This is a genomic window from Bacillus sp. FSL K6-0268 (assembly GCF_038005425.1).
Taxonomy (GTDB): domain Bacteria; phylum Bacillota; class Bacilli; order Bacillales; family Bacillaceae_G; genus Bacillus_A; species Bacillus_A thuringiensis_S.
In genome coordinates this window covers 3839735-3852687 of the sequence record NZ_JBBOTF010000001.1, presented here as the reverse complement: position 1 = coordinate 3852687, position 12953 = coordinate 3839735, and the positions used below count along the sequence as shown (strand labels likewise).

Below are 12953 nucleotides of genomic sequence, written 5' to 3'. Positions count from 1 at the left end.
TGAACTAAAAGTATTCACTATCGAAGAAAAAAGGAAATGTCATATTCCAAAGTCCAGTACGATTAACCTTCTCATATGATGCAACATTCTATATACAATTGTCATATATTCTATCCGCTTCCATTAACCGTAAAGAGAAAAAAAGATTGAATTCTAATCTTTTTGTGATACCATATGTTATGAGCCTGTAAATAAACATCATAATTTTCAGATAAATATATTTTCAAAAAAAAAAAAACTACGTTAGAATATAAAGGGTGGGGTATTAATGGACTCACAAGTGATTTATGCCATTTTGGCATCTTTCATCACTGTACTCGTCGTTACTCCTTTAGTTATTAAATTAGCTTTTAAAATAGGAGCGACAGATAAGCCAAACGCACGTAAAGTGCACCAAAAGATTATGCCACGTCTTGGCGGGTTAGCAATATTTATTGGTGTAGCTGTAGGATTTGTTGTCGGCGGCTTATATGAGCAAAGAATGTTATCGATAACACTAGGTGCGATTATCATTGTAATCATCGGAATTTTAGATGATATGTACGAGTTATCTGCGAAAGTAAAATTCGGTGGACAACTGTTAGTTGCCATTATGATTGTAAAAAGTGGATTATTAGTGCAAGTATTATATATCCCATTCCTTGGGGATACTGAACTTGGATGGCTTGCTTATCCAATTACAGTATTTTGGCTTGTAGGTATTACGAATGCAATCAACTTAATTGACGGCTTAGATGGATTATCTGCTGGTATTTCATCTATCGTACTTGCAACGCTAGCATATATGGCCTTCACTAGCCCATGGGGTACTGGAACAGCTATTATCTTGCCACTCGCATTAATTATATTAGCAAGTACAATTGGATTTTTATTCTTCAACTTCCATCCAGCAAAAATTTTCATGGGAGATACAGGAGCACTATTTTTAGGATACTGTATTTCTGTTATATCGTTACTTGGATTATACAAAAGTGTAACGTTATTCAGTTTTATCGTTCCAATTATCATTTTAGGTGTACCTATATTTGATACGATATTTGCAATCATCCGTCGTATCGTAAATAAAAAACCTATTTCAGCACCAGATAAATCGCATTTACATCACCGCTTACTTGCAATGGGATTCTCTCATCGTAAAACGGTACTAATTATATACGCATTCGGTATTTTCTTTAGTGTAAATGCCATTATTTTTACTAGTGCAACGTTATGGTTATCCATTATTCTTCTTTTCGCTTTGATTTTCTTCACAGAAATCATTGCTGAAATAATCGGTCTTGTACATGAACGTTACAAACCACTTATTTCCTTTTATAAAAAAGTGAAAAAACGCGAAGACTAATTGTAGTATAGCCTTTACCATTATGAAATATTCAAATAGCACCCTCTTTCTTATAAGAGGATGCTATTTTTTTATTCATTATTTTACATTTCCAAAATATAGATTGTTTGAGAGTTCCTCTATTGGAGAAAGATATACATAATAAGAAACGTATCAAGTTTTCTTTTTACATCTTGATTGTCAAACTGAGGGTGAATGTTATGATCAAGCGAGTATTGCAATGTATTATTTTATTTTTAACCATTACTATGTACGCATCATCTAATACTGAAGCAACAACTGTTATTCCTGCTGAATATCATCCAAATACTGAAACGACCTCTCCTACACAAAAAATTGCGTACTTAACATTTGATGACGGGCCAAACAAATATACTACACAAATTTTAAACATCTTAAAAGAAAAGAACGGAAAAGCAACTTTCTTTGTTATTGGCGGAAAAGTGCCACATTACACAAAAACGATGCAAAGATTAATTAAAGAAGGACATTATATCGGTCTCCACAGCATGTCACATGATGTAAAACGCCTTTACACTGGTGACCCTTCCACTTTAATTGCAGAAATGGAGCAAACACAAAGCATTGTCCAGCAAGTTACGAAATTAAATACACATCTCGTTCGCGTTCCATATGGTAGTATGCCTTACTTAAAAAAGAATTACCGTGACGCACTTGTATCGGCCCAGTATAAAATGTGGGATTGGACAATCGATACATACGACTGGAAAAGCTATGACAATCCTTCTGCCATACTCGAAAGAGTACGTAATCAAAGTGATGAACAAGTAGAAGTCATTTTAATGCATGATTCGAGTGTAACCGTACAAATACTGCCAAAAGTAATTGATTATTTACAGTCACAAGGATACAAACTTCTTCCCTATAATCCTTCTTCTCATCTCAAGGTAAATTTTTGGAAAGACACAAGATTGTAACAGCTTTAGTGCCTATGTGCTAAAGCTGTTTTATTTTTCTCTTCCCACCCTTCCCGTTTTTGTGTAAAATTTTAAATAGTGATGAAGTTTCGAGGTGAATAGAAATGAAACGAATAGATCTCATTTTTAACGCAATACAAGAAGGCAATTATACAGAAGGTGTAACCGCATCAGAACTAGCTACCCTGTTGCAACTAGATCGCGCCAATGTAAGTAGCGACTTAAACAAACTTGTAAAAGATAAACGTTTATTAAAAACAAATACGCGACCTGTTCGTTTTTACATAGAAACGAACACTTCGTTGGAAACGCATTCAAAAGAAGTAACTTCATTAGATACATTTGCAATTGAAAATACGAGCCTTAAAATCGCAATTGAAAAAGCGAAAGCTTCTATGCTCTATCCTCCAAACGGTATGCATACTTTACTACTGGGAGAAACAGGGGTCGGAAAGTCTATGTTTGCTTCTTTAATGCACGAATATGCAATTGAAGTTGAACAGCTTCCTAAAAATGCACCATTTATCGTCTTTAACTGTGCTGATTACGCAAATAATCCACAGCTACTACTCGGGCAATTATTTGGGATTAAAAAAGGAGCTTACACAGGAGCAAGTGATCAAAAAGGATTAATTGAAAAAGCACATGAAGGAATTCTTTTCTTAGATGAAGTACATCGCCTACCTCCAGAGGGACAAGAAATGCTTTTCACCTTTATTGACCGCGGAGTGTACCGCCGCCTTGGAGAAACAGAGAACGAACGTAAAGCACAAGTATTAATCATTACTGCAACAACAGAAGAACCAAATTCATTTTTATTAAAAACATTTACAAGACGTATACCGATGACTGTTACGCTGCCACCACTTCGTGAGCGTACACATAAAGAGCGCTTTGCTTTACTACAGCTATTTTTCACAAATGAAGCAATTCGTCTGCGAAAAGACATTCACGTTAGCCCAAATGCAATGCGTGCTTTCGTCTTTTATAATTGTCCCAATAACATTGGTCAATTAAAAACAGATGTTCAAATTGCCTGTGCGAAAGCCTATTCTGATTTGGTCACAAAGAAACGTGATTCTGTCTATGTTTCAAGTACAGATTTACCTTGGTATATGAAAGAAGGGTTGTTCATTGAAAGGAAGAGCCGTCACTTATACCAAATACCAAATGAAACATTTGTATTTACAGGTGAGGAAGGTTGGAGTAATCATAAAACAGAAGATGAAAAACGCTCTTCTATTTACGATTATATTGACTATAAATACGAAGAACTTCAAGCCCGTGGTATTGAAGAGGAAGAATTAGAATTACTAATAGAAAATGATGTTCAAAGCTTTTTCGTACAATATTTTAACCAAATATCCAAAAAAACAAGCCATGAAAATGTTTTTAAAATTGTGGATCGTAATATCGTTTCCGTATGTGAAAAAATAGCGGAACTTGCTGAAAAGCATTTATCTAAGACGTTTGATGAAAAAGTATTTCTCGCTTTAAGTTTACATGTACAGACAACTCTACAACGTTTACAAAGCGGAAAACAAATACATCACCCACAATTAAATCAAATTCGTACGAAATATAAAGAAGCTTTTTCCGTCGCTATGCAATGCATTCAACTACTGGAGGAAGAATTACAAATAACAATGCCTATTGATGAAGCTGGCTTTTTAACAATGTTCTTCGTTGTTGATCCAATTCCTGCCTCACAAACAGAAGTAAAAGTATTAATATTAGCACACGGTAATGGCATCGCAACTGAAATGGCAAACGTTGCAAACGAACTTCTCGGCATTGAGGAAGTAACCGGTATTGATATGCCGTTACACGAATCACCGAAAGATTTCTTGGAACGTGTGAAAGTGTATATGAAAACACTACAAAATGTAAATGGGCTTCTCTTACTTGTTGATATGGGGTCACTTGCTTATATCGGTGACATATTAGAAACGGAGTTCAAAATCCCTGTACGTGTTCTCTCGATGACGAGCACACCACATGCACTAGAAGCAGCTCGAAAAGCTCAGCTCGGTTATTCATTAGATGCGCTGTATGAAACAGTAAAAAATTTAACACCATTTTACTTAAACGTACAAGAAGAAAAGAAAAAACCTCTCTCTCCAATGAAATCTGTTATTTTAACAGCTTGTTTAACTGGTGAAGGAAGTGCTTTAGCTATTCAAAAAATGTTAGAAAACTATTTAAGATTTGATAAAGACTTAATTGAAATTATTCCGATTAGTATCGTCCATGAAAAAGATTTAACGAAAATGATTGAGAACATAAAAAAAGAGCGTAACATCATTTGTATCGTCACGAATTTCGATGTGCAAGTGCCGTGCTTAACATATCATTTCCAAGACATCGTAAACTACACAGTAATTCAGCCCATTCAAGAATTAATTACGTATGAAGAAACATATGCAAAAATGGCGGATATTCTTGAACAACAAATGCAGCGTAACGATGGGGCATTACTGATCAAAACAATTCGTTACGCATTAAATACAATTCAAGAATTAATTTCCTTACAGCTAACTCCTGATAGCTTAATGGGTGTTATTCTGCATATGAGCTGTATGGTTGACCGTCTTCAAAAAGGAGACAGCCTTCTTCCTCATCCTGATAAAGAGAAAAGAAGACAAGATGAATACTGGATGTATATGAAAGTAAAAAAAGCATTGCAACCAATTGAAAATACATTTGAAATACAAATACCTGATGACGAAGTATTTTACGTTATGGACTTCTTTATTAAAAATCAGCCTGCGAAAAATTAATCGAGGCAGTTTTTAAAAATATCGACCGTAACGCGAGTTATATCAGCGATTTTCAAAATATATCGCTTTACCGACAATAATCGCTAAAACTAGCACCTTATATTAAGAAGAAAAGGCTGTTCCAACATATGGACAGCCTTTTCCTCTATTTCTTTACTTTTCTAACTCGCCCTCTTATTTCTCCTCTTTTTTGTGATTTCGTATGGACATTAACATATACATTTGCTTGAATAATTTCTTGAAGTAAATGTACAAATGATTTCCCTTGTAAAGGTCCCTCAAAATCCTCCACATTCACTACACCAGTAATGCTTCCCTCGTTCAAGCTAATACCTTGCTCCAGTGGACCATACAAATATAAAACAACAGGACCAATTTGAGTAGACTTCCCTAAATGAATTTGACACGATGTAACCTTTTCTATATTTTTTAGTATTACTCTGTAATGCAATTTCGTTAAATCATCACTAAAAATAAACTCTGCTACCCCAAAAGCTTCTGTATTTACAGGAGGCACTTCCCTCTTACCTGTTAACCTGGCAAAGAAATGTGTTGTCATAAGGCATTCTCCTTATATAAATTTCCCAGCACTACTTCTACTACTTTATGGTTTAGACATAATCATTTATGACTTTTTCAATTTTAATTACAAAGAAAAGATTCACAAAATCTTTACATTGTAATTGTTCCTGTAGATTGAAAGTCTCTTGTATAATGCACATAGAAAAACATTATAGGAGGTTCCATTGAAAACTAACAAATACACTTTTCATACATTATTAGAAATTTTTCTCGTCTCATTTAAATTAGGACTTACTTCATTCGGCGGTCCTGTCGCTCATCTCGGCTATTTCCACCACGAATACGTGCAAAAAAGAAAATGGATGGATGAACGAAGCTATGGAGATTTAGTAGCACTATGTCAATTCCTTCCCGGTCCTGCCAGCAGTCAAGTCGGTATGGGGGTTGGATTATTACGGGGCGGGCTATTAGGAGCTATTATTTCATGGATTGGATTCACTTTACCGTCTGTGCTTGTTTTGGTTTTCTTCGCCTCATTCCTTAATCAGTTCGATCTTGGAAGTGCTGGCTGGATTCATGGACTAAAACTTGTAGCAGTCGCTATTGTCGCTCATGCCATATGGGGAATGGCGCGGAAGTTAACTCCAGATCGAAATCGTGCAACGATTGCGATTGTAACTGCCGCAATCGCCTTATTATGGCCAAGTAGTTGGACACAAGTCACCCTCATCATAATATGTGGCTTTATCGGCTGGTTTTTATATCGCAACCAACCAATTAGCCAATCTCAAAATATAAAAGTACCTATTTCAAAAAAGATAGCAGTTTCTTGTCTCGTCTTATTCTTTGGACTATTACTACTGCTACCAATATTAAGACCGTTCTCTTATTACATCGCTTTATTTGATAGTTTCTATCGCTCTGGCGCACTTGTATTTGGAGGAGGACATGTCGTGCTGCCTCTTCTTGAAGGTGAGTTCGTACAAAACGGAATGATGACGAAAGAACAGTTCCTAGCTGGATACGGATTAACACAAGCAGTACCAGGACCACTGTTTACATTCGCCTCTTATATAGGAGCAGTGTTAAACGGGACGCTTGGGGCATTACTCGCAACAATTGCAATTTTCTTCCCTGCTTTCTTACTCGTTATTGGTGTTTTACCATTTTGGAACAGCGTGAGAAAAATATCATTCATACAAGGCGCACTACTTGGAGTCAATGCAGCTGTTGTCGGTATTTTACTAGCAGCTTTTTATGATCCTATTTGGACAAGCACAATTATGAACGCTGTAGATTTTGTTTTTGCATCTCTTCTATTTTGCTTGCTCGCTTTTTGGAAAACACCACCTTGGGTTATCGTTATACTCGGGGCATTTGGCGGATATGCTCTATCCATTTTATAAATAAAAAACGACGGCATGATGTAGCCGTCGTTTTTCTATTAAAACTTCACAAGCTCTATTCCTTCTGGTAATTCGCTCTCTGTTAAAATACGCAATTCCTTCACACGATCCATTACGTAAGAAGAACGCTTCACAAGCTCTGGATCAATATAAGCTGGATGAACCATAATTTCTACCGTTTGTTCACCTTGTACTCTTTCTTTTAACTTCACAAAGTAATCTTCCGTCACACCATCCGCATAAAAGTCACTGTAAAACACATCAGAAAATGGGCGCACCGCTCTATCTTCCTCACAACGACGAATCGGAACATTATATGTAGCCGCTAATCTCTCAAGAACATCATGTAAAATCGGTAAACCATGCACATGATGATGACTATCTAAATGAGTTGGTGTTAATCCGTAAGATAGGAATTTCTCAATTTGAGCAGTCCACTCTCTCTCAACTTCTTCTGGATTTATATTTCCTTCCCTTACGACACCTTGTTTATGAAACAATCCATCGCTACTTACAAGTGATGGTACGTCTCCAAGAAGTGGTTCTCCTGCCGTTAATACAAGATGTACTCCTACTCCTAGCGTTTCATACTCTTTGGCTAAGCGTACCGCATGCTCTGTTCCTGGCATATTCATCATCATCGTCGTTGAATTTACAAGTCCGTTTATATGCCCATCAATAATGCCGTAATTTGTACCTTCTGTAAGACCGAAATCATCTGCGTTTACAATTAACTTAATCATCGTAATACCTCCTAATAAAGTGAAACTTTAATCAGTGGGGGGTTTTCTCCCCCCCACTGATTATTAGTTGAACCAATCGGACTTTTATGGGCAGTTGATCCCCCACCTAATTTCTTTGTTTTCGCTGAATTTTGAGGTAGTGGTCTTACTGCCCATTAAAGTGGGATAGAATAAAAAAAGCGGGCTAAATAGCGCCGCTTTTACTTCTCTACCTTTTTGAAGAACTGCGGAAGATATTCTTTATGTGCTTCCAACATTTCATCTAAAATTTGTTTTGCAACTGTATCTGATGGTACAAGTGGGTTAATTGTCATAGCAAGCAGCGCTTTATGATAATCACCTGTAACAGCAGCTTCAATTGTTGTGCGCTCAAATGATTTAATTTGCTGTACTAAACCGCGAACTGGTACTGGAAGATCTCCGACCGCAATTGGTTTTGGACCTTCTTTCGTAATAATACAGTTCACTTCAACAGCAGAATCATCTGGTAAGCTTGCAATTGTTCCGTTGTTTCGTGTATTAACAGGCTGGATATCACCTTTATTGTTGTAAATAGACGTAATTAAGCTACATGCTGCGTCACTATAATAAGCGCCGCCACGTTTTTCTAATTGTGGTGGTTTAATATCTAAATTCGGGTCTTTATATAACTCAAATAAATCATTTTCTAATTGTTTTACTACTTCTGCACGTGTACCTTTTTCAACAGAAGCTTCTTTTTCTTCTTCTAACATTTCACGTGTTTTGTAGTAATAACGATGATATGGACATGGAATTGCACGAAGGCCGCGAATAAAGTCTGGTTCCCAGTTAAGCGCTGCGATATTTTCCATCGTAATTTGCTTTTCCGGATCTGTTACAAGCTCTAACACACGATCCATTACACTTACGCCATCTAAGTATACATCTAGTCCGTATACCATATGATTTAAACCTGCAAAATCAACGTGGACACGACTTGCATCTACTTCAAGTAATCTTGCAAGACCCATGCGGATTCCGATTGGAACGTTACATAGACCAACTACTCTTTGAATATTTGTATAACGAAGGACAGCTTCTGTTACCATACCAGCTGGGTTCGCAAAGTTAATTAGCCATGCATTCGGACAAAGCTCCTCCATATCTTTACAAATATCTAAAATAACAGGAATCGTTCTCAGTGCTTTGAATAAACCACCAGGACCATTCGTTTCCTGACCGATTACATCATATTTTAATGGGATTGCTTCATCTTTTGCACGTGCTTCTAATAAACCAACGCGAAGTTGTGTTGTTACGAAGTCTGCATCTTTTAATGCCTCACGGCGATCAAGTGTTAAATGTACCTCGATTGGTAAACCAGATTTTTTCACCATACGTTTCGCTAAGTTACCAACAATTTCTAACTTTTCTTTTCCTGCCTCAATATCTACTAACCAAATTTCACGAACAGGAAGCTCATCATAACGTTTAATAAATCCTTCAATTAACTCTGGTGTATAACTAGATCCACCGCCGATTGTAGCAATTTTAATTCCAGTCATGCTTTATTCCCCTTTCGCTTCAAGCTTTTTATAAAGATCGATAAACTCTGCTGCTAATTCTTTCACTGTAATCGCATTCATTAAATGATCTTGTGCGTGAATTAAAAGAACACTAACCTCTGTTTTTTCTCCTCTTGCTTCTGATTGTATGAGCTCTGTTTGGAAATGATGCGCTTCATTAATCGCTTCTTTCGCCTTTACCATCGCTTCATCTGCTTCTACCATTTTCCCCTGTTTGGCAAATTGAAGTGCCTCCATCGCAAAGCTTCGTGCGTTACCACTATTTAAAATCAATTGGAATGGAATTTGTTCTGCTGTAGTCATCATAATTACCGCCCTCTCTATAAGGTTCAACCGATTTAAATACCCCTTCAGTTTGAACATGTCTATTAAAGTATGAATTTATTAATGATAGTTTAGTGTTCATATAGATGTTTTTCATCTTTTTGAACATGATATAAAGGTAATTGTTCTCACAGATATCGTTGTCTATGAGAACAATTACTATGTTACATAGGTACAGAGTTGTTATTTTCTTGTGCTGCTTTCTCAGTACGGATAACTGAACGATCGCATGCGACAACGAATGGGAAGTAAATCGCCATTGCAACAACAAAGTTGAATAATTGTAAAATCGCACCAGAAGGATGTAAACCTGTTACAAGATACCCACTAATAATTGGTGGAACGTTCCATGGAACCATCGCTACTGTTTTTGGTACCCATCCTAAGTAAATTGCTGTATAAGATGTAATAACTAACACAACAGGTGTTAATACGAACGGGATGAATAAAATTGGATTTAATACGATTGGTGTACCAAAGATTACTGGTTCGTTAATGTTAAATGCACCAGGTCCAATTGATAGACGAGATACACCGCGTAATTGTGCACTTTTCGCTACAATTAATACAACTACTAAAAACGCTAATGTTGCACCAGAACCACCAAGATATACGAAAGTATCAAAGAATGGTTTTGTAATAATGTTTGGAACATCAAATGCAGATGTACCATCTTGGAATAACTTAATATTTTTCTCTAATGCTGGTAAATAAAGTGGCTCAATAATACCACCAACAATATTTGGACCATGTAAACCGAAGAACCAAAGTACATGTACTAATAATGCAATAAAGATTGCACTTGGTAACGTACCCGCTAAACCTTGTAATGGAACTTGTAATGTATTAAAGATATACTCATGAACACTTGTACCTGCTAGTTTTACTGCTAATTGAATACTTGCAATACCTGTTAAAATCACAAATGCTGGAACTAAAGCAGCGAAAGATTTCATTACTGCTGGTGGTACACCGTCAGGCATTTTAATTGTAATGTTTCTTTGAACAAAGAAGCGGAATATCTCCGTTACGAGTATGGAGACAATAAGTGAAACGAACAAACCCTGTGCGCCTGTCCAAAGCATATTTATTCCAGCTTCTTTTGGTGTTGTTGGTGTAAGAATAATTAATGCACCAAACGAAATAATACCTGCTGACAATCCATCAATACCGTAAGATTTTGCTAAGTTATAACTTATGGTAACCGCCACCATCAGAGCTAATACCCCGAAGGACCCTGTCCACATACCAGCACCAATTTGTGTCCAAGTTTCACCGAATAAATCTTTCATAAAATTTTGGAATGCTGGAATTGGTAAACCATTAACTAGTACTGCCATCGAACCAACTAAAATAAGTGGCATAACTGCAATAAATCCATCTCGGATCGCAGCTAAGTGACGTTGCGATCCGATTTTACCAGCAATCGGAACCATGTACTTCTCCATAAATGCAATAAACTTTTGCATTTTACTTCCCCCCTAATTATTTTTTAAGTGTTAATGCGTGATCTAAAACTGCTTCTCCATTCATCATGCCGTAGTGCATTGGATTGATAACGTCGATTCCAACGTTTCTCTCGTCAGCAAGCGTTTTCATTGAAGAAAGCATGTAACGAACTTGTGGTCCTAGTAATAATACATCTGCTTGATCGATATTTGTTTTTACTGCATCCCCAGATACAGCCCAAATCTTTCCTTCTAGACCGCGAGCTTTTGCGGCCGCTTCCATTTTTGTAACTAGTAAACTTGTAGACATCCCTGCTGAGCAACATAATAAAATATTCATTTGAAAATCCCCCTTGTGTAGTATAAAAAATTTATGTTTTATTTATTTTTCTTTACGCTATTTATTAATGCAATTAGCGTGCCAACTTTTTAAAATCAATAAAATCAGTGCTTTTTCGACTGTTTTCTTTGTGTGTTAACGCTTTCAATTAGTGTGTTACTCAAAAAACACACAGTGTGTTATAAAACAACACGCTTTTAACACATAACTGTATGAAAATAGATTAGTGTTTAGTTGTCTAGTTATGCTTAACATAAAAAAACACTAAAAAAATCTTTCATCGTAGAATCTAGTAAAAAAACAACATGCTCTTGAACACACTCTTCTATCTATTGTCCAAGCAAATTCTACTAGATTACATAGAATAGAGTAAAATAACACAATTCGAAAGGAGATTCCTATGCCAAAACATAGAAAACAAAGCAAAATAAAGATTTATAGAATAAAAAGCTATAAAAAAGACAAGCGTTCTGAAGTAGACTCTGACAAATTTGAACTAGAACAGCAGGACAAGCACGATACACAAGACAAACAAGATGAACAGGATAAACAAGTACAATCAGAAAATGTAATTATAGTACCCACAGATTCACACAACTTAGATGTGTGGGATGAAATTTCTCTAAAGGAAATACAAGCTGGTGAACATACAAATTTATTTAAAGAAAAGAGTAATTATCAAAATATTAATTTAGTCCAAGTAAACGATATTCGCTTATACTTGGACAAGCAACTACAATTCAGCTCCGTCGATGAGCAAATTTATCATGAAGCACTTGTACATCCAATTATGTCAAAAGTAATTGATCCAAAACGTGTTCTCATATTAGGCGGTGGCGATGGTCTTGCCCTGCGAGAAGTTTTAAAATATGAAACTGTACTACATGTAGACCTTGTTGACTTAGATGGATCGATGATTGATATGGCTCGTAATGTTCCAGAATTAGTTTCTTTAAACAAAAGTGCATTTTTTGATAATCGTGTAAATACACACGTATGCGATGCAAAAGAGTTTTTAAGCTCTCCTTCCTCTTTATACGATGTAATCATTATTGATTTCCCAGACCCAGCGACAGAGTTGTTAAGTACTTTATATACAAGCGAACTTTTTGCTCGTATAGCTACATTCTTAACAGAAGATGGCGCATTCGTCTGCCAATCTAATTCACCTGCTGATGCACCTCTAGTATACTGGAGCATCGGTAATACAATTGAACATGCTGGACTAACTGTGAAAAGTTATCATACAATCGTTCCTTCTTTTGGAACTGACTGGGGATTTCATATCGCTGCTAATTCTGCCTATGTACTAGATCAAATTGAACAATTATATGTAGTACCAACTCCTCGAACCTTGCCTGCTCTTCTTTTTCCTTTATTTCAATTTAAAGAAGAACATCTAGAACAACGCAACCTCGCTCTTTTAAATTCAGAATCGAACCTTATCCTACATCGTAACTACTCAGCTTCTTCAAATAAGAAAAACCGGGAAAACCACCCGGTCCTTTTTCGTCTAGCGAAAATCCGATAAATTGTACATAATCCCATCAATCCCTGTGTAAT

Annotated in this window: 11 protein-coding genes; 5 read left to right on the top strand and 6 right to left on the bottom strand. The window is 36.3% G+C overall.

Annotated elements, in window-relative coordinates:
- The first annotated feature begins 268 nt into the window (after window positions 1-268).
- The 3 genes from MHI28_RS19710 (at window position 269) to MHI28_RS19700 (ending at window position 5060) form a co-directional block, all read left to right on the top strand.
- Window positions 269-1342 carry a glycosyltransferase family 4 protein gene (locus MHI28_RS19710; protein WP_000378306.1) on the top strand — a complete coding sequence of 358 codons (1074 nt, stop codon included), beginning with the start codon at window positions 269-271 and terminating at the stop codon, window positions 1340-1342.
- Window positions 1343-1542: 200 nt separating this feature from the next.
- Window positions 1543-2280 carry a polysaccharide deacetylase family protein gene (locus MHI28_RS19705; protein WP_000597185.1) on the top strand — a complete coding sequence of 246 codons (738 nt, stop codon included), beginning with the start codon at window positions 1543-1545 and terminating at the stop codon, window positions 2278-2280.
- 104 nt (window positions 2281-2384) lie between these two features.
- Complete coding sequence (locus MHI28_RS19700) at window positions 2385-5060, top strand: PRD domain-containing protein (RefSeq protein ID WP_340828206.1); 2676 nt, start codon at window positions 2385-2387, stop codon at window positions 5058-5060.
- A 145-nt stretch (window positions 5061-5205) separates the two neighbouring features.
- Here the strand turns inward: MHI28_RS19700 and exsM are convergent, their stop codons facing one another.
- Window positions 5206-5619 (bottom strand): exosporium regulatory protein ExsM, encoded by a 414-nt coding sequence (gene exsM, locus MHI28_RS19695; RefSeq protein WP_000207046.1) that lies wholly within the window; start codon window positions 5617-5619, stop codon window positions 5206-5208.
- A gap of 187 nt (window positions 5620-5806) precedes the next feature.
- Between exsM and MHI28_RS19690 the strand changes: the two genes are divergently transcribed.
- A complete protein-coding gene (locus tag MHI28_RS19690) occupies window positions 5807-6988 on the top strand; it encodes a chromate transporter (RefSeq protein WP_000856215.1) in 1182 nt (393 codons plus the stop codon).
- 38 nt (window positions 6989-7026) lie between these two features.
- Here MHI28_RS19690 and chbG read toward each other — a convergent pair whose 3' ends face one another.
- From chbG to MHI28_RS19665, 5 genes are all read right to left on the bottom strand, one after another.
- Complete coding sequence (gene chbG, locus MHI28_RS19685; RefSeq protein ID WP_000593462.1) at window positions 7027-7731, bottom strand: chitin disaccharide deacetylase; 705 nt, start codon at window positions 7729-7731, stop codon at window positions 7027-7029.
- A gap of 200 nt (window positions 7732-7931) precedes the next feature.
- Window positions 7932-9257 (bottom strand): 6-phospho-beta-glucosidase, encoded by a 1326-nt coding sequence (gene celF, locus MHI28_RS19680; RefSeq protein ID WP_000145760.1) that lies wholly within the window; start codon window positions 9255-9257, stop codon window positions 7932-7934.
- A 3-nt stretch (window positions 9258-9260) separates the two neighbouring features.
- Window positions 9261-9584, bottom strand: coding sequence for a PTS lactose/cellobiose transporter subunit IIA (locus tag MHI28_RS19675; protein WP_000989059.1), 324 nt, complete (start codon window positions 9582-9584; stop codon window positions 9261-9263).
- Between the two features lie 182 nt (window positions 9585-9766).
- Window positions 9767-11071: a PTS cellobiose transporter subunit IIC gene (gene celB, locus MHI28_RS19670; RefSeq protein ID WP_340828205.1), complete on the bottom strand. Its 1305-nt coding sequence runs from the start codon at window positions 11069-11071 to the stop codon at window positions 9767-9769.
- A gap of 16 nt (window positions 11072-11087) precedes the next feature.
- Window positions 11088-11390 carry a PTS sugar transporter subunit IIB gene (locus MHI28_RS19665; protein ID WP_001023569.1) on the bottom strand — a complete coding sequence of 101 codons (303 nt, stop codon included), beginning with the start codon at window positions 11388-11390 and terminating at the stop codon, window positions 11088-11090.
- A 400-nt stretch (window positions 11391-11790) separates the two neighbouring features.
- On the opposite strand from MHI28_RS19665, the gene MHI28_RS19660 reads away from it, so the two are divergent.
- The gene (locus tag MHI28_RS19660; protein ID WP_340828204.1) at window positions 11791-12921 is read left to right on the top strand and encodes a polyamine aminopropyltransferase; all 1131 of its coding nucleotides are present in this window, start codon (window positions 11791-11793) and stop codon (window positions 12919-12921) included.
- The last annotated feature ends 32 nt before the right edge of the window (window positions 12922-12953 follow it).